Below are 17,545 nucleotides of genomic sequence, written 5' to 3'. Positions count from 1 at the left end.
AAACTTGGCATAGCCCCTGCAACATCCCTGATAACCCTGTTGCCAGGACACGGCGCAGGCTTTCTAAAAGAACAGGAGTTACTCGTATGAAGAAGTTCGCTATCGCTGCTGCAACTGCTACCGCTCTGACCCTGACCATGGCCAACGTGGCTTTTGCGCAGACCACTCAAAGCACCCAGTCGCCGATGGTTGTGGCTGCCGGTGAAGTGACCAAGGCCAAAGAGGCCACCTCCGATACCTGGATCACCACCAAAGTGAAAAGCGATCTGGTAACCGAGAAAGGCATTCCTGGCACTGACATCAAGGTCGAAACCAACAAGGGCGTCGTGTCGCTGTCGTCCACCGTGGCGGTCACCGAAGCACAAAAGGCAACCGCCGTGGCTATCACCAAGAAAATCAAAGGCGTCAAGGCGGTTTCCGCTGACGGCCTGAAAGCCGAATAAGGCGCAAGCTTCTCGCCTGGACAGGGAGAGGGGGCGGCAGACGAGCCAGGTAATACGTCTGCCGCCTCTTTCAAGGGTTCATGCGGAAGATCACAGGGACGTGATCATTACAGGCCCCGGTACATTGTGCCGGGGCCTGTTCTATTGGGCGCGGGAAAGCCTTTGGTCCGGCTCGGCGCTGGTCTTATTCGCTGTCCAGGTGCAGGGGCGTGATCACTCGGCCGTCACTCTCGGCCTGGCCCAGGTTGGCATCGATGAAGTAGACCCGGTCATCGGCCAACTGGCCCTTGTCCACCAGGAAGTCCTTGATGCTGCTGGCACGCTCCTGGCCCAGTTGGCGCAGCAGCACATCGCTGGCGCCCCAGAACTTGATCAGGCCTTCACGCAGTTTGGCGCTGCGTTCGTCACGGCTCAGCTGAGCCCATTCGGCGGGCGGCTGCTGCTTCAGGCGGGTGCGGTAGATGCCTTCCAGAAGCGGAGCTTTTTCGCCGTCCGGCACCTGCAGCAGGGAGGCCTGGGCTGGCACCTTGTCGCCACGGCGCTGGAGGATCTTGTAGTAGTTGTACTGGTATTCACGCTCGAGACGCTGCTGGGCAATCAACGGACCGTCGCTGCTCTGGGCGCTGGTGCCTTCGATTTCCAGGCGCAGGGCCGGGCGCTCCTTGAGGGCCTTGGCCAGGGTGGTCAGTGCCGACTCCGATTCCTTGCTCAATTCACTGGAGCCCGGCGCAAAGGAAACACTGCTCAAGTCTTCCGAGCCACCGCCACTGATCAGGCCACCGATGAACTTGAAGGGCGCTTCTGCCGCGCGCAATACCAGGTTGCGCAAGGTCTGCCAGACAATCGGCATCACGCTGAACTGCGGGTTGTTCAGGTCGCCGGAAATCGGCAGCTCGATGGAGATCTTGCCGTCGGTGTCCTTGAGCAGGGCCACCGCCAGGCGGATCGGCAGGTCCACGGCATCCGGGCTGTCGACTTTCTCACCCAACTGCAATTGCTCCACCACCAGTTTGTTCTCGGCCTTGAGCTGGCCCTTGGTGATCATGTAGTGCAGGTCGAGGTTGAGGCGCCCCTTGCGAATACGGTAGCCGGCGAACTTCCCGGAGTAAGGGGTCAGGGTGGTCAGTTCCACACGCTTGAAACTGGTGGCGATATCCAGGGCGGCCATGGGGTCGAACGGGTTGACGCTGCCCTTGATGGTCACGGGTGCATAGCGGTCGACCTTGCCCTTGACGTCCACGTCGGCGGGTTTGGACTGGCGGCTGTCGATGGTGCCGATCTGGCCGTTGAGTTGTTGGATGGCCGTGGCGAAGTTCGGGGTCAGGGTCAGGTCGGCGAAGTTGGCCGAGCCGTCGTTGATGGCAATGCCGCCGATATGGATGCCCAGCGCCTTGCCCTGGCTGGCGGGGGCCTTGGCCGTGCTCTTGGGGGCGTTACTGGCCGGTTGGGGAATCAGCAGGTCGTCGACGTTGGTGGTGCGGTCATCGTTGATGATGAAGCGCGCATAGGGCTGGGTCAGGTTGATACGGGTGATCGAAAGGCTGTCGTCATGCTGATAGTTGAGGCCTTCGACCACGACTTTCTGCCACTTCACGAAGTCCCGGTTCTTCAGGGTGTCGAGGGTGTGCAGTTGCTCCACCTCGGCCCGTCCGGTGACGCTGAAGGTCAGCGGTTCGACTTTCTTCAGGTCCACTGCCAGGTCGCTGCCGAGCATGCCGCTGCGCAGTTCCAGGCGAATGAAGGGGCTGATGTAGGACTGGGCGACGCGCAGGTCGATATCCTTGGTCTGGACCTTGAGCTTGGCCGTGATCGGGTTGAGGTTGACCTCGCCATTGGCGCTGATCCTGCCTTGCTTGCCCAGGCCGGTATCGAGCTTGAGGCTGAAGGGCGACTGGTTGAGGCTGTCGAAATTCTTCAGGTCCAGGTTCAGCGGACCCAGCTCCAGGGCGACCGCCGGCTTGACCTGGCGGTCGGCCAGGTGCACCTGGTAATTGCGCAGTTCGACGTCCTTGAGCAATACCTGCCAAGGCTTGCTGGGCGGCGCCGGCTCCTTGGGTGGTTCGGCGGTGGCTGGCTCGGGCTTGGGGGCCGGCTTGGCGGGCTGACTGGCGAAGAGTTTCTGCCAGTCCAGTTGACCGTCAGCTTCACGGGCGGCCCAGGTCTCCAACTTCTGGCTGCGGATCTTGCCGACGATCACTTGCTGCTTGGCCAGGTCCACTGTGGTTTCGCTGACATCCAGGCGCTCCAGGCGAGCCAGCGGACGGCCATCCGGGGCCTGGATGGCGAATGGCGCAATGCTCAGCGAGGTGTTGTCCAGCAGCAGTTCGGTTTCCTTGGCCAGGCTGAATTTATAGTGAGTGCTGAGATTCACCACACCGTTTTCAAGGACCAGGGGCACGGCGTCACGGACATAGGGCCACCAGGCTTTCATCTTGCCGTCGGTGACCTTCAGTGTGCCCTCGGAAGTCAGCGGCGTTACGCTGAAGTTGCCGCTCCAGTCGATCTGGCCGCCCTCGGGGCCGGTGGCCACCAGGGTCATGTCGGCGCTGTCGTCGGGCAGGGTGCTGAGGTTCTTCAATTCGAAATCGAGCTTGTTGTAGATGAACTCGATGGGTTCGCTCGGGCGCAGGTCCTGGAAGTGCAGGTAGCCACCGGCCAGTTTGATGCGTTCGATACGCACCGGGAACGGCTTGGCATCGGGGTCGCTCGGGGTCGGTTCGCTGGCGGGCAGCTTGAACAGGGCCAGCAGGTTGAGCTTGCCTTCCTTGTCGAAGAGGATTTCGGTCTTGGGCTGATCCAGCTCGACGTCTGCCAGGTGCAGGGCGCGGGTCCACAGGCTGTCCAGTTGCAGATTGGCGTAGAGGCGCTCGAAGGCCACCTGCTCCTTGCCCGGTTCACCGATGTTCAGGCCCCAGAGGGTCAGCTCCAGGCTGAAGGGGTTGAGTTCAATCCGCTGGATATGGGCCGGGGTCGTGGCGTAGTTGGCCAATTGCTGATTGGCCACTCGCAAGGCAATGCCCGGCAAAATCAGGAAACCCAGCAGACTGTAAAGGGCGAGAGCGGTCAACAAGGCGCCAACGGCGCGAATCAATCCTTTGGTCATGCGAGGCTTCATCTATCTGAATCGGAAGTGTCTTGGAGTATGGCACGCGTTTACGGTTCCGAAACCCTTGCAGACTTCAGGATTGTTCAGATTTCCTGCTCTTGATCAAAGTTGCAGGATCAGGGTTTTCAGCGGTGGCTGTCCGTCCCGGGAAGGGAAGTCCGCAGCCGGAGCCAGGACCTGGCACTCACGCACCGGCCGCCCGGCTTTCTCGGCGCAGCGCAGCACCTGTTCACGCCAGTCCTGCATCCCCACCTTGGCCAGGTTGTTACAACAGATCAGTACGCCACCTTCTGCGGTCGCCAGCAGCGCCGGTTTCAGCAGGCTCTGGTAATCGCGCAGCAGGTCGACGGTGCCGAAGGCGCTCTTGGCCCAGGCGGGCGGATCGAGCAGCACCAGATCGTACTGGCGTTGTTCCAGGCGTGGATAGCTGGGCAGCTTCTGCCCGCGTCGCTGGCTGATGGGCAGGCCGGCCAGTTGGCGAATCGCCGGGAAATAGTCCGATTGCACGAACTGCATCTCGGGCAACTGCGGATTGAGCCGACCGTTTTCCCGTCCTACCGCGAGGTTGCCTTCGGCGAAGTCCAGGTTGCAGACCTCCCGGGCGCCTCCGGCCGCGGCACTGAGGCCGACGCCGCAGGTATAGGCGAAGAGGTTGAGCACACTTTTCCCGGCACTGTGCTGCTTGACCCAGCCACGAGCGTTGCGCAGATCGAGAAACAGCAGGGGGTCCTGCCCGGCGTGACGGCCGCGAACCCGATAGTTCAGGCCCCATTCGTGGCCGACCAGGTCTGCCAGGGCTGGATCTTCAGCACGGTATACCTGGTCTTCACGGTCGATGCGCGAGTTGCCCCGGGAGCGATCGTTGTAGACCAGCAGGGTCGGCAGGTTCAGCCGCTGATTGATGGTCTCATGCAGTTGCAGCAGGTCATCGCGCTCCAGGGGCTGGTGAAAGCTCTGTACCAGCAATTGCGGGCCATAGCGGTCGATGGTCAGGCCTGCGGCGCCTTCCTGGCTGCCATGGAACAGGCGATAGCAGTCGGTGCCTTGCTGATGCAGCTCGGCGAGCAGGTCCTGGCGGTGATCGAGGGCGGCGCGCAGCGCCTGATTCAAGGAGGACATGCGAGGCGCCTTGGAGCTGAGGAGTGAGGCGCGGCAGTTTACCAGCGTCCCGCCTGTTGTAGGAGCCAGCTTGCTGGCGAAAGCGATCTCACGGACGCCTTGCCTGTAGGAGCCAGCTTGCTGGCGAAGGCGGTCTCACGGACGCCTTGCCTGTAGGAGCCAGCTTGCTGGCGAAAGCGGTCTCACGGACGCCTTGCCTGTAGGAGCCAGCTTGTTGGCGAAGGCGGTCTCACGGACGCCTTGCCTGTAGGAGCCAGCTTGCTGGCGAAAGCGGTCTCACGGATGCCTTGCCTGTAGGAGCCAGCTTGCTGGCAAAAGCGATCTCACGGACGCCTTCGCTGGCAAGCCAGCTCCTACAGGGGGCGGGTTTTGCAGGTTAGCGTTCGATTGCCAATGCCACGCCCTGGCCGCCGCCGATGCACAGGGTCGCCAGGCCTTTCTTGGCATCGCGCTTGATCATCTCGTGCAGCAGGGTCACCAGCACCCGGCAGCCCGAGGCGCCGATCGGGTGGCCGATGGCAATCGCGCCGCCATTGACGTTGACCTTGTTCGCATCCCACTCAAGTTCCTTGGCCACCGACAGCGATTGGGCGGCGAAGGCTTCGTTGGCTTCGATCAGGTCCAGCTGGTCCAGGGTCCAGCCGGCCTTGTCCAGGCAGCGGCGGGTGGCCGAGACCGGGCCGATGCCCATGATCGCCGGGTCGACGCCGGCGTTGGCGTAGGCGGCGATTGTCGCCAGTACCGGCAGGCCCAGGGCCCGGGCCTTGCTGGCGCTCATCAGCATCACCGCGGCGGCGCCGTCGTTCAGCGCCGAGGCGTTGCCGGCGGTGACGCTGCCGTCTTTCTTGAACGCCGGCTTGAGCTTGGCCAGGGCCTCGGCGGTGGTGCCGGGGCGCGGTTGTTCGTCGGTGGCGAAGGTCAGCGGCTGGCCCTTGCGCTGGGGAATCTGGATCGGGGTGATCTCGTCGACAAAGCGCCCGGCCTCGATGGCCGCGGCGGCTTTGTGCTGGGAGGCGGCGGCGAAGGCGTCCTGGGCTTCACGGCTGATGCCGTATTTCTCCACCAGGTTCTCGGCGGTGATGCCCATGTGGTAGTCGTTGAAGGCGTCCCACAGGCCGTCGCTGATCATGCTGTCGACCATCTGGCTGTGGCCCATGCGCAGGCCGGTGCGGGCGCCGGGCAGCACGTAGTTGGACAGGCTCATGTTTTCCTGGCCGCCGGCGATGATCACTTCGGCATCGCCGCAGCGGATCGCCTGAGCGCCCAGGTGCAGGGCCTTGAGACCAGAGCCGCAGACCTTGTTCAGGGTCATGGCGGGCACGGCGTGGGGCAGGCCGGCCTTGATCGCGGCCTGGCGGGCGGGGTTCTGCCCGGCGCCGGCGGTGAGCACCTGGCCCATGATCACTTCGTCGACCTGGGCCGGGTCGATGCCGGTCTGGGCCAGCAGTTGGCGAATGACCGCGGCGCCCAGGTCAACGGCGGGAATGTTTGCCAGGGAGCCCTGGAAACTGCCCACGGCGGTGCGGGTGGCGGCAACGATGACGACGTCTTGCATGATGGGGGCCTTGTTCTCGGTGACGGGGACCTGCGTCGAGCTGGGCTTGCCGTCCTGCGCAGGTGCACGAAGTAGGGGAAATCATGGTTGCACACAACGCTAAGGGCCGGCCAATCGCGAACCGGTCGGTCGTGTTGTGCATGGCCGGTCGGCGAGTTACAGGCCCATGCGCCGTCTCGCCCTGTGCACCGAGCTGTCGCGCACGGCCCAGCGCAGCATGGGGGTGCTGCGCTTGACGCTGGCACGGATCAGTTGGCGTTGCAGCGGGTTCTGATTGACCTCGAGCATGTGGCTGGCCCAGTCCGGCAGCAGGTCGATCCCGGCCTGCATCATCAAGGCACCAAAGGGCTTGGCCAGGCGGCTGGGCGCCGGCGCGGCGAGCAGCAGGCGCAGCACTTCGCGGCTGCGTTGGTCGCAGAGCAGTTGCGGGCGCATGGCCTGCAGGTAATCGGCGATGGCGCGCCGTGAGCGAGGCACGTCCCGGGCGCCGAGGCGCTCGGCAATCAGGGCGATCTCGTCGTAGTAGCGGTCCTGGTCGGCCCCCGAGAGGTGGGGATTGAGGTAGCGCAAGTGGGCGGCCAGAAAGCTGCTGACCTCAGCCACGTGCACCCAGGTCAGCAGGTCGGGATCGCTGGCGGCATAGGGGCGACCATCGGGCGCCGTGCCCACGACCTGCAGGTGAATGGTGCGTACTTTGTCGATCAGCCACTCGGCGTCCTGACGGGCGCCGAAGGTGGTGCCGGAGATGAACTGCCCTGTACGGCGCAGGCGGCCGATCATGTCCTGGCGAAAGTTCGAGTGGTCCCAGACGCCGGCCAGGGCCAGAGGGTGCAGGGCCTGCATCAGCAGGGCGCTGATGCCGCCGATCAGCATGCTGCCGAAGTCGGCGTGCACTTGCCAACTGACGGAGCCCGGCCCGAACAGGCCGGGATCACCCTTGGGATTTTCCAGGTCGAGCTGGCCCAGGGAGAGGCCGGACAAACTCATGACCTGGCTTTCGATACGGCTGCGAATGAATTCCATGACAACTCGGCACAGGAATTGAAAAGGGGGCGCGGCCTGGGCCGCGCCGGTTTCAAGCGTTCAGGCGCTTGTCGATCAGACCGTCCACTACGCTGGGGTCTGCCAGGGTCGAGGTATCGCCCAGGGTGTCGAGTTCGTTGCAGGCAATCTTGCGCAGGATACGCCGCATGATCTTGCCGGAACGGGTTTTCGGCAAGGCCGGTGCCCACTGGATCAGCTCCGGCTTGGCAAAACTGCCGATCTCGCGGCTGACCAGGGCCAGCAGTTCCTTTTGCAGAGCCTCGTCGGGTTCGACCCCCTGCATGGGGGTGACAAAGGCGTAGATCCCTTGCCCCTTGAGGTCATGGGGGTAACCCACCACCGCCGCTTCGGCGATGCTGTCGTGGAGTACCAGGGCGCTTTCCACCTCGGCGGTGCCGATGCGGTGCCCGGAAACGTTGATCACGTCATCGATACGCCCGGTGATCCAGTAGCTGCCGTCCTCGTCGCGACGTGCACCATCGCCGGTGAAATAGTACCCGGGGTAGGGGGCGAAGTAGGTTTCGACCATGCGCTTGGGATCGCCGTAGACGCTGCGGATCTGTGCCGGCCAACTGGCCTTGATCGCCAGAATGCCGCTGCCGGCACCGTGGATTTCCTTGCCCTGGTCGTCCAGCAGTACCGGTTGCACGCCGAACATCGGGGTCGAGGCGCAGCCGGGCTTGATCTGCTGGGCACTGACCAGGGGGCTGAGCATGATGCCGCCGGTCTCGGTCTGCCACCAGGTGTCGACAATCGGGCAGCGCTGCTCGCCCACGACATTGAAATACCACTCCCAGGCTTCCGGGTTGATCGGCTCGCCGACGCTGCCCAGCAGGCGCAGGCTGCTGCGGGAGGTGCGCTGCACCGGTTCGTTGCCTTCGCGCATCAAGGCCCGCAAGGCAGTGGGCGCGGTGTAGAAAATGTTCACCTGATGCTTGTCGACCACCTCCCAGAAACGCGAGGTGGTGGGGTAGTTGGGCACGCCTTCGAACATCAGGGTGGTGGCGCCGTTGGCCAGTGGTCCGTAGAGGATGTAGCTGTGGCCGGTCACCCAGCCGACGTCCGCGGTGCACCAGAAGACCTCGCCGTCGCGGTAGTCCAGCACGTACTTGAACGTCAGGGCGGCTTGCAACAGGTAACCGCCGGTGGTGTGCAGCACGCCCTTGGGTTTGCCGGTGCTGCCGGAGGTGTAGAGGATGAACAGCGGGTCCTCGGCGTCCATCGGCTCGGGCGCGCACTCGGTGCTGGCGGTGACCATGGCCTGCTGGTAGTGGATATCGCGGCCCTGCACCCAGTTCACCGGCGTGCCGGTGCGCTGGACCACCACCACGCTGCTGACGTCCGGGCAGCTGAGCAAGGCCTTGTCGACGTTGTTCTTCAGCGGTACCAGCTTGCCACCGCGCACGCCTTCGTCGGCTGTGATCACGGTGTGGCAATCGGCATTGAGAATCCGGTCGCGCAGGGCTTCCGGCGAGAAACCGCCGAATACCACCGAATGCACGGCACCGATCCGGGTACAAGCGAGCATGGCGTAGGCCGCCTCGGGAATCATCGGCATGTAGATGCAGACCCGGTCGCCTTTCTTCACGCCACGGCCTTTCAGCAGGTTGGCCAGGCGGCAGACATGGTCGTGGAGTTGCTGGTAGGTGATGCGGATAGCCTCGTCGGGGTTATCACCTTCCCAGATGATCGCCACCTGATCGCCGCGTTTTTCCAGATGACGATCGATGCAGTTCTCACTGACATTGAGTTTGCCTCCGCGGAACCAGCTGGCCTCGCCGGTGCGCATGTCGTGGCTGTGCACGCTGTCCCAGGGGCTGCTCCAGTGCAGGAAGCGCCGGGCTTGTTCAGCCCAGAACGCATCGGGCTGTTCAATGGATTGACGGTAGAGGTGCTGGTAGTCGTCCTGACTCATTTGCGCCGCCCGGCGGACGGCATCGGCTTTCGGAAAAGTGCTGATATCGAACATGACGGATCCTTATTCTTGTTTTGCGACAAGTCATAAGGGTGCGCACAAGTGTCAGGAAGGTTCAAGGGGGGCAGGGCAGGGCCCTGACAGGAGCCGGTGTACCGGCTCCCGGGACAGACAAGGTCGATCAGCCGCGGTGACGACCGCGGAAGTAGTTGATCAGGCCTTGGGTCGAGGCATCGTCAGCGAGGCTTTCGTCGCTGCCGGTCAGGCGGTTGTAGACGCCCTTGCCCAGTTCCTTGCCAAGCTCCACGCCCCACTGGTCGAAGGCATTGATGCCCCAGATCACGCTTTGCACGAAGACCTTGTGTTCGTACAGCGCCACCAGAGCGCCAAGGCGCCGCGGGCTGATGCGCTCCACCACCAGGGTGTTGCTCGGGCGGTTGCCAGGAATGACTTTGTGCGGCGCGAGCTTGGCCACCTCGGCCTCACTCATGCCCTTTTCCCGCAGCTCGCTTTCGGCTTCGGCGCGGGTCTTGCCCAGCATCAGGGCCTGGCTCTGGGACAAGCAGTTGGCGTACAGCCACTGGTGGTGGTCGGCCACCGGGTTGAAACTGACGATCGGCACGATGAAGTCGGCCGGAATCAGCTGGGTGCCCTGGTGCAGCAACTGGTGGTAGGCGTGCTGCCCGTTGCAGCCGACACCACCCCAGATCACTGGCCCGGTATCGGTGTCAACCGGGGTGCCGTCCTGGCGCACGCTCTTGCCATTGGATTCCATGTCCAGTTGCTGCAGGTGCTTGGTGATGTTGCGCAGGTAGTGATCGTACGGCAGGATCGCATGGCTCTGCGAACCCCAGAAATTGCCGTACCACACGCCTAGCAGAGCCAGCAGCACCGGCATGTTCTGTTCGAATGGCGCGCTCTGGAAGTGCTGGTCCATGGTGTAGGCACCGGACAGCAGCTCCTTGAAGTTGGACATGCCGATGGCCAGGGCGATTGGCAGGCCAATGGCGGACCACAGCGAGTAGCGTCCGCCGACCCAGTCCCACATCGGGAAGATGTTCTCTTCACGAATACCGAAGGCTACCGCCGCTGCGTTGTTGCTCGACACCGCGATGAAGTGTCGGTGCAGTTCGGCCTCGGAGCCGCCCTGAGCCAGGTACCAGGCCCGTGCCGCTTGGGCGTTCTTCAGGGTCTCGAGGGTGTTGAAGGATTTGGACGAGACAATGAACAGTGTGGTTTCAGCACGGATCTTCGCCGAAAGTTCATGGAACTCACTGCCGTCGATATTGGCCAGGTAGTGGCAGCGCACGCCTTTCTGGGCGTAGGACAGCAGGGCTTCGGACACCAGTTCCGGGCCGAGGAAGGAGCCGCCGATGCCGATGTTCACCACATCAGTGATGGGCTTCTCGGTGTAGCCGCGCCACAGGCCGTCATGGATGCGTCCCACCAGCTCGGTGATCTGGTTCAGCACCTTGTGCACTTCCGGCATCACGTTGACGCCGTTGACCGACAGTTTGTCGCCCACTGGCCGGCGCAGCGCGGTGTGCAGGGCTGGACGCCCTTCGGAAGCATTGACCAACTCGCCGGTAACCATGGACTTGATGGCATCGGCCAGGCCCACTTCCTTGGCCAGGTTGACCAGCAGGTCGCGGGTCTCACCGGTGATCAGGTTCTTCGAGTAGTCGAGAAACAGGCCGCAGCTGCTCAGGGTGAATTGGCTGAAGCGCTGTGGGTCGCTATTGAACGCCTCGCGCATGCTGAAATCCTGCATGGCTTGGCGGTGGTCTTGCAACGCTTGCCAGGCGGGCAGAGCGGTAACGTCGTGAGGAGTGCGGTAGTACGCCATCGCTGCGGTTTTCCTTTTGCTTGAACTGCCTTTTGGACACTGAAAAGCCCGGAACGTCCTGCTCGGTCCCAAGGACCCGGTTCGGTCAGCCCGGTGCTGATACGATTAATCAGTCAGGGCGATAACAGTAACTCCAGCGTGCCGTTCTGTCTTGGCTTTGTCCGACCTGTGGCCGGTACTATTTTGTACCTGTGAGGCAGAACAGCTCAGCATGGCGTTTTCAGTGTAGAGAAGTCGGGGGATGGATCCAGGCAACCTGAGCCGGGATTGCTGCGCGATGCCGCTTGGCCTTGAACAGGTGGGCTGGCATGGGACTTTCCCTTGATCAGGTTTTCGACCGGGGCTCGCGGTAACGGCTGCGGGCCCCAGCCGGCGGCAGTTTGCCCGAAGCTCTGCGTTCGGGCAATCAGGGGTTAGGCCGCTGTGTCGAGGTTCAGATGCAGGTTGTCGATCAGCCGGGTAGCGCCCAGGTAGGCGGCTACCAGAATCACCAGGTCACGGTCTTCGGCAACGGCTGGCCGCAGGTTCTGAGCCTGGCGGATCTCCAGGTAGTCGTGGCGCAGGCCTGCCGCTTCGAGCAGTTGCTGGTGTTCGGCCAAAAGCTTCGGATAGTCGCGTTCGCCGTCGCGGATGGCCTGGGCGATCTGGCTCAGGCTGCGGTACAGCACCGGGGCGATGGCGCGCTGTTCTTCACTCAGGTAGCCATTGCGCGAAGACAAGGCCAGGCCGTCGGCAGCCCGTACGGTTGGCTCGCCAATGATCTGGATCGGCATGTTCAGGTCATGCACCAGGGCGCGAATGACCGCCAGTTGCTGGTAGTCCTTCTGGCCGAACACCGCAAGATCCGGCTGCACCATGTTGAACAGCTTGCTGACCACCGTCGCTACACCTTCAAAGTGCCCGGGACGGCTGGCGCCGCACAAGCCTTCGCAGAGCTGTGGAACGCTGACCCGGGTCTGCCCGGCCATGCCGTCGGGGTACATCTCCTCGACGCTGGGGGCGAACAGTAGATGGCAACCGGCCTGGAGCAGCTTTTCCTGGTCGGCGGCGAGGGTGCGAGGGTACTTGTCCAGATCCTCGCCAGCACCGAACTGCAACGGATTGACGAAGATACTGGCCACCACGAAGTCCACCCGCTGGGCGGCTTTGGCCACCAGTGCGGCATGGCCGCTGTGCAGGTTGCCCATGGTCGGCACGAAGCCGATCCGTTTGCCTTCGCTGCGAGCGCGGGCGACTGCGGCCCGCAGCTCGCGTACGGTCTTGACTGTATTCATGCAGAGAACCCGTGTTCGGCACCTGGGAAGGTTACGGCTTTGACTTCTTCGACATAGGCGCGCAGTGCGGCCTGGATGCTGTCTTTGCCCGCCATGAAGTTCTTCACGAACTTGGGTGAGCGGCCGCTGAGGGACAGGCCCAGCATGTCGTGGATCACCAGGACCTGGCCGTCGGTGGCGCTGCCGGCACCGATGCCGATTACCGGGATCTTCACCGCCTGGGTGATTTCCGCCGCCAGCTCACTGGGGACGCATTCCAGCAGCAGCATGGCCGCACCCGCCTGTTCCAGGGCTATGGCGTCTGCGCGCATTTGCCGGGCCTGGCTTTCGTTGCGGCCTTGCACTTTATAGCCACCCAGCACATTCACGGTCTGTGGCGTCAGCCCCATGTGCACGCAGACCGGTACGCCACGCTCGTGCAGCAGGCGGACAGAGTCTGCCAACCAGGCCGCGCCTTCGATCTTGAGCATGTGCGCGCCAGCCTGCATCAGTTGCGCCGAGCTGCTCAGCGCCTGCTCGGTGGTGGCATAGGACATGAAAGGCAGGTCGGCGAGGATCAGCGCCCCATTGTTGCCGCGTTTCACCGCTGCGACGTGATAGGCCATGTCGGCGTTGCTGACCGGCAATGTGCTGTCGTGTCCTTGCAACACCATGCCCAGGGAGTCGCCTACCAGCAGGACTTCGACACCGGCTTCGCAGCAGGTGTGGGCGAAGGTTGCGTCATAGCAGGTCAGCATGGTGATTTTTTCACCTTTCTGCTTGAGGCTTTGCAGGGTGGTCAGAGTGATGTCTGGCATGAAAAGGGGTCCTCATTCAGGCGCTTTGGAAACTACTGCGAGTAACGCGCGTGATTCTTCGTTATTCAGGCGCACGGTCTTTTGTCGTGCTTATACAGCCTGGTTCCAAGGGACTTGAAGACGGTTCCGGGATCGCGCCTGGAGGGCGGGCACATCATTCTGTGCTCAGAAGAGGGGCTAGGCCAGCGGCTGTCACCGCTGCCGCACAGCTGTCTCTGCCTGCGTTTCCTGGGGTCACCGCGAACAAGCCTCGCTTGAATTGCGCCCTTTAACGCCGTGATGGCGGCAACGGGACGCCTATAGTCGTGAGGAGAACTCGGGAAGTCAATTAGATGTGTTACCGCATTGTTACGCTGCGAGTGTTACCGCCGTTACTGATGCGTTTCAGCGGTCAGGCCAGGCGTTCGAGCCCGACAAAAGGACAGGCGGCGAGCAGTTCCTGCAGGCTGCGCCCGTCGGCCAGTTGCAGGTCGGCGGGGGCAAGTTCAGCCAGCGGGTAGAGGACAAAGGGGCGGGCTTGCATGTGGTAATGAGGGACTTTGAGCCGGGGTTCGTCGATCAGTCGATCTCCGAACAGAAGGATGTCCAGATCCAGAGTTCGCGGCCCCCAGCGCTCATTGCGCTCGCGGCCTTGCTGGTTTTCGATGGCCTGCAAGGCATCGAGCAGGGCCAGCGGCTGCAGGCTGCTGGCCAGCGCCGCCACCGCGTTGGTGTAGCGCGGTTGGCCAGGAAGCAGGGAGTCGCTTTGATAAAACGCCGATACCCCGCGCAGTTGGCTGTCGGGCAACTGCGCCAGGGCCTCGATGGCACTGCGCAGTTGTTCTTCAGGGGCCGCCAGGTTGCTGCCCATGCCGATATAGATCTGTTCCATCTATTACTCGCCGGAGGCGCTTGAGGTGCCCGCACGCTTGCGTTTGGCACCGCTGCTGCGCCGGCGCTTGCGTGGCGCACCGCTGGCGTCATCCTTGCCGCTCAGGTCGCGGATCATCTCGCGGCGCTCGGCGTCGTTGGCGTCCTGGTAGTCGGTCCACCATTCACCCAGCCCGTCGGTCTGCTCGCCAGCGCTTTCACGTAGCAGCAAGAAGTCGTAACCGGCCCGGAAGCGTGGATTGTCCAGCAACTGGTCGGCGCGTTTGCCGCTGCGCCGTGGCAGGCGTTCCTGCATGTCCCAGATCTCGCGGATGGGCATGGTGAAGCGCTTGGGAATGGCGATGCGCTGGCACTGTTCGGCGATCAGCTCGTGAGCCGCTTCCTGCATGGCCGGGATCGGTGGCATGCCTCGATCCTGCAGGCGCAGCACTCGGGCCGGCAAGGCTGGCCAGAGCAGGGCAGCGAACAGGAAGGCCGGGGTCACCGGCTTGTTCTGCTTGATCCGCAGGTCGGTGTTGATCAGGGCTTCGCTGATCAGCGTGTGGGTGTAGGTCGGGTTGTGCTCCAGGGCTTCGGCGCTGGCTGGGAACAACGGGTCGAACAGTTGCAGGTCCACCAGCATTTCGAAAGTGTCGGCCGCGTAGCCGGAAAGGAACAGCTTGAGCACTTCCTCGAACAGGCGCGCCGAAGGGATTTCCCGCAGCATGGGCGCCAACTCGCGAATCGGCGAGGCCGTGTGCTTCTCGATGCCGAAGTTCAGTTTCGCTGCGAAACGTACGGCCCGCAGCATCCGCACCGGGTCTTCCTGGTAACGCTGCCGAGGGTCGCCGATCAGGCGGATCAGGTTGTTGCGAATGTCGTGTACGCCATTGGCGTAATCGAGGATGCGCTCGCTGACCGGGTCGTAATACAGGGCATTGATGGTGAAGTCGCGGCGTTGCGCGTCATCTTCCAGGGTGCCGTAGACGTTGTCCCGCAGGATCCGCCCGCTTTCGTTGCGCGAGGATTGGTTGCTGTCCTCGTCGTCTTCGTTTTGCGGGTGGTTGGCGCGGAAGGTCGCGACCTCGATGATTTCGCGACCGAAGTGGATGTGCACCAGTTTGAACCGGCGGCCAATGATCCGCGCGTTACGAAACTCGGCCCTGACCTGTTCCGGTGTGGCGCTGGTGGCGACATCGAAGTCTTTGGGGGTGATATTGAGCAGCATGTCGCGCACGCAACCACCCACCAGGTAGGCCTGGTAGCCGGCGTTCTGCAGGCGCTCGACGATATTCACCGCATACCGGCTGAACTGGGCACGTTGCAGCGAATGTTGGCTGCTGTTGAGCACTTCAGGCGTGCTGCGTTTGTGTTGCGTACGACGCAAGGGAGAACGGAATGACTGGAACAGCTTCTTCAGCATGGGATGCACTGTTTGAAGGAATGTTCGGCCAAAACGAAGAATGACCGCATGATGGGCGGGGATTCTAGCATTTAGTCGAAGGATGGTGTAGGAAGCTGCCGTTACTTGTGTAGGTCGGCGCCAAGCCTTGGTCTAGGGCGGTTGGCGGGGGGCATGAAGGCAAAAATGCGAATGGCGGAAACCACAAGGGGAGCCGAAGCTCCCCCAGAATAGTTGCGTGCTCTATTTTTATTATTGGTTTCGGGCTTCTTGTTTTTGTTAAACGCCCTTGTCACCTGGTTAACCCAGTGTGACCCTCCCAATCGGGAGCCAAGAGCAAACGGATTGCTTTGATCGCTGAGTTGCAATGACCTTTCGATCCAACCAGTTCAGGCTCTGCCTTAGGGCAGTTTTTGTTGTTCTCGGCCTGGTTGTGGGGCACGCCCCAAATACAACGCCTCTCCAAAAGAATCAGTTAGCTGCGCCTCCGCCGTGTTGTTTTTATTATGCGTGAGTCGATTCGTCTTATTTTTATTGTCTTGTGCATTGCTTGTTATTGTTCTTGTACTAAGCATATAGCAGGTGTCGTGCCAACTTTTGTGATCCCCAATAAAACAAGGGGTTAGGTGCGAGTCGAGGTGTTTTTCAGGGCAAAAAAAACCGGGGCTTCGTTACCTTTAGTCCCGGCTTTTGTTACGTGGAATTGCAGCGGTAACAGTTTTTTTCATTTTGTCGAATCTACTCGTGGATTCGACAGCCTCGGTTCAGCTTTCGCTGGCGACTCCGCTTTTGCGGCGGGGGATGCCCAGGCGCTGACGGCGTTCCCAGAGGCATTTGCGGCTGACGCCCAGTTTGCGAGCCAGTTCGGTCTCGGTCATGTGGTCCTGGTGTTCGAGGACGAAATGCTGGAAATAGTCTTCCAGAGACAGGTCTTCGGTTGGCTCGTGGCTGGTGCTGCCTGACTGTGGCGCGAGGCCGACGAAGTCATCGTCCTCCAGATCGCTCAGCTCGATATCGATCCCCAGCAGGTCGGCAGAGATTTCCGGGCTTTCACACAGGATCACCGCGCGCTCGACGGCGTTCTCCAACTCGCGCACGTTGCCCGGCCAGGAGTAATGACGGATGGCCTGTTCGGCGTCGGCGGCGAACTTCAGGTCCGAGCGACCAACACGCGCGCTTTGACGGTCCAGGAAGGCTTGGGCGATTTCATTCACGTCGGCGCCGCGTTCGCGCAGGGCTGGCAACTTCAGGGCTATCACGTGCAGGCGGTAATACAGGTCTTCACGGAATTGGCCGATCTTTGACAAGCTCTTCAGGTCACGGTGGGTTGCCGCGATCAGGCGCACATCGACCTTTTGCGATTGCACCGAGCCCACGCGGCGGATCTCGCCTTCCTGCAAAACCCGCAGCAGGCGTGCCTGGGCTTCCAGTGGCAGTTCGCCGATCTCGTCGAGGAACAGCGTACCGCCGTCCGCGGCCTCTACCAGGCCGGCCCGGCCAGCGCTGGCGCCGGTGAACGCGCCCTTCTCGTGGCCGAACAGCTCGGACTCGATCAGGGTTTCCGGAATGGCCGCACAGTTCACCGAGATCATCGGCGCCTTGGCGCGCTTGGACAGATTGTGCAGCGCCCGTGCCACCAATTCCTTGCCGGTGCCGGACTCGCCCTGGATCAACACATTGGAGTCCGTGGGCGCGACCTTGCGGATCTTGCTGTACAGATCCTGCATGGGCGCGCAGGAGCCGATGATGCCGATTTCACCGTTGCTGTTGCTGGCACCCACCTTGTCTGCGACCGCACCGGCCTTGCCCACAGGGCGTTCCGCTGGCGCGCTCTCGGCGCTTTGCCGATCTCGCAGGATGCGGGCCACTGCCTGGAGCATTTCATCGTGATCGAAAGGCTTGGCGATATAGTCCACCGCGCCCATCTTCATCGAGTCCACGGCCGAGCGCAGACTGGCGTAGCTGGTCATGATCAGCACCGGTGTGCCCTGGCCGAGCTTGATCAGTTCGGTGCCCGGGGCGCCTGGCAGGCGCAGGTCACTGACGATCAGGTCGAACGTGGGGATGCTGAAGCGTTCCTGGGCTTCCTGCACTGAGCCGGCTTCGCTGACCTGGTACTGGTTGCGTTCCAACAGGCGGCGCAGGGCGGAGCGGATGATGGTTTCGTCTTCGACGATCAGAATATGCGGCATTGA

At 62.4% G+C, this 17,545-nt stretch carries 12 protein-coding genes; 1 reads left to right on the top strand and 11 read right to left on the bottom strand.

All coding sequences use genetic code 11. From position 1 onward, the window contains the following. Window positions 1-86: 86 nt before the first annotated feature. Window positions 87-443, top strand: a complete 357-nt coding sequence (locus ACZ5BO_RS29975; protein WP_025129139.1) for a BON domain-containing protein — start codon at window positions 87-89, stop codon at window positions 441-443. 184 nt (window positions 444-627) lie between these two features. Here the strand turns inward: ACZ5BO_RS29975 and ACZ5BO_RS29970 are convergent, their stop codons facing one another. The 11 genes from ACZ5BO_RS29970 to ACZ5BO_RS29920 all read right to left on the bottom strand — a co-directional run bounded on the left by ACZ5BO_RS29970 (window position 628) and on the right by ACZ5BO_RS29920 (window position 17,542). Then, window positions 628-3,546, bottom strand: a complete 2,919-nt coding sequence (locus ACZ5BO_RS29970; protein WP_464697270.1) for a DUF748 domain-containing protein — start codon at window positions 3,544-3,546, stop codon at window positions 628-630. Between the two features lie 105 nt (window positions 3,547-3,651). Then, window positions 3,652-4,668, bottom strand: a complete 1,017-nt coding sequence (locus ACZ5BO_RS29965; RefSeq protein WP_464697269.1) for a class I SAM-dependent rRNA methyltransferase — start codon at window positions 4,666-4,668, stop codon at window positions 3,652-3,654. Between the two features lie 376 nt (window positions 4,669-5,044). Beyond that, entirely contained in the window at window positions 5,045-6,223 is a 1,179-nt protein-coding gene (locus ACZ5BO_RS29960) for an acetyl-CoA C-acetyltransferase (RefSeq protein ID WP_464697267.1), read from the bottom strand. Window positions 6,224-6,379: 156 nt separating this feature from the next. Next, window positions 6,380-7,246 (bottom strand): oxygenase MpaB family protein, encoded by an 867-nt coding sequence (locus ACZ5BO_RS29955; protein ID WP_025131267.1) that lies wholly within the window; start codon window positions 7,244-7,246, stop codon window positions 6,380-6,382. 52 nt (window positions 7,247-7,298) lie between these two features. Continuing rightward, entirely contained in the window at window positions 7,299-9,236 is a 1,938-nt protein-coding gene (gene acs, locus ACZ5BO_RS29950) for an acetate--CoA ligase (RefSeq protein ID WP_464697266.1), read from the bottom strand. A 127-nt stretch (window positions 9,237-9,363) separates the two neighbouring features. Beyond that, window positions 9,364-11,028 carry a glucose-6-phosphate isomerase gene (gene pgi, locus ACZ5BO_RS29945; RefSeq protein ID WP_025131269.1) on the bottom strand — a complete coding sequence of 555 codons (1,665 nt, stop codon included), beginning with the start codon at window positions 11,026-11,028 and terminating at the stop codon, window positions 9,364-9,366. Between the two features lie 413 nt (window positions 11,029-11,441). Further along, on the bottom strand, window positions 11,442-12,302 hold the full coding sequence (panC, locus tag ACZ5BO_RS29940) for a pantoate--beta-alanine ligase (RefSeq protein ID WP_025131270.1): 861 nt from the start codon (window positions 12,300-12,302) through the stop codon (window positions 11,442-11,444). After that, on the bottom strand, window positions 12,299-13,099 hold the full coding sequence (gene panB / locus ACZ5BO_RS29935; protein ID WP_464697265.1) for a 3-methyl-2-oxobutanoate hydroxymethyltransferase: 801 nt from the start codon (window positions 13,097-13,099) through the stop codon (window positions 12,299-12,301). The genes panC and panB overlap by 4 nt, the downstream gene beginning before the upstream one ends. Before the next feature lie 391 nt (window positions 13,100-13,490). Then, window positions 13,491-13,970, bottom strand: a complete 480-nt coding sequence (folK, locus tag ACZ5BO_RS29930) for a 2-amino-4-hydroxy-6-hydroxymethyldihydropteridine diphosphokinase (RefSeq protein ID WP_025131272.1) — start codon at window positions 13,968-13,970, stop codon at window positions 13,491-13,493. A gap of 3 nt (window positions 13,971-13,973) precedes the next feature. Then, window positions 13,974-15,371 (bottom strand): polynucleotide adenylyltransferase PcnB, encoded by a 1,398-nt coding sequence (locus tag ACZ5BO_RS29925; protein ID WP_025131273.1) that lies wholly within the window; start codon window positions 15,369-15,371, stop codon window positions 13,974-13,976. A 743-nt stretch (window positions 15,372-16,114) separates the two neighbouring features. Beyond that, on the bottom strand, window positions 16,115-17,542 hold the full coding sequence (locus tag ACZ5BO_RS29920) for a sigma-54-dependent transcriptional regulator (protein WP_025131274.1): 1,428 nt from the start codon (window positions 17,540-17,542) through the stop codon (window positions 16,115-16,117). Window positions 17,543-17,545 lie beyond the last annotated feature (3 nt).

Source organism: Pseudomonas sp. FFPRI_1, assembly GCF_055384485.1.
This window is presented reverse-complemented; position numbering and strand designations above follow the sequence as displayed.

Bases quoted from the DNA above. Each gene is read 5' to 3' on its own strand.
- panB (WP_464697265.1), bottom strand. From the start codon at position 13,099: ATGCCAGACATCACTCTGACCACCCTGCAAAGCCTCAAGCAGAAAGGT.
- acs (WP_464697266.1), bottom strand. From the start codon at position 9,236: ATGTTCGATATCAGCACTTTTCCGAAAGCCGATGCCGTCCGCCGGGCG.
- ACZ5BO_RS29970 (WP_464697270.1), bottom strand. From the start codon at position 3,546: ATGACCAAAGGATTGATTCGCGCCGTTGGCGCCTTGTTGACCGCTCTC.
- pgi (WP_025131269.1), bottom strand. From the start codon at position 11,028: ATGGCGTACTACCGCACTCCTCACGACGTTACCGCTCTGCCCGCCTGG.
- folK (WP_025131272.1), bottom strand. From the start codon at position 13,970: ATGGAACAGATCTATATCGGCATGGGCAGCAACCTGGCGGCCCCTGAA.
- ACZ5BO_RS29965 (WP_464697269.1), bottom strand. From the start codon at position 4,668: ATGTCCTCCTTGAATCAGGCGCTGCGCGCCGCCCTCGATCACCGCCAG.
- ACZ5BO_RS29960 (WP_464697267.1), bottom strand. From the start codon at position 6,223: ATGCAAGACGTCGTCATCGTTGCCGCCACCCGCACCGCCGTGGGCAGT.
- ACZ5BO_RS29975 (WP_025129139.1), top strand. From the start codon at position 87: ATGAAGAAGTTCGCTATCGCTGCTGCAACTGCTACCGCTCTGACCCTG.
- ACZ5BO_RS29955 (WP_025131267.1), bottom strand. From the start codon at position 7,246: ATGGAATTCATTCGCAGCCGTATCGAAAGCCAGGTCATGAGTTTGTCC.
- panC (WP_025131270.1), bottom strand. From the start codon at position 12,302: ATGAATACAGTCAAGACCGTACGCGAGCTGCGGGCCGCAGTCGCCCGC.
- ACZ5BO_RS29925 (WP_025131273.1), bottom strand. From the start codon at position 15,371: ATGCTGAAGAAGCTGTTCCAGTCATTCCGTTCTCCCTTGCGTCGTACG.
- ACZ5BO_RS29920 (WP_025131274.1), bottom strand. From the start codon at position 17,542: ATGCCGCATATTCTGATCGTCGAAGACGAAACCATCATCCGCTCCGCC.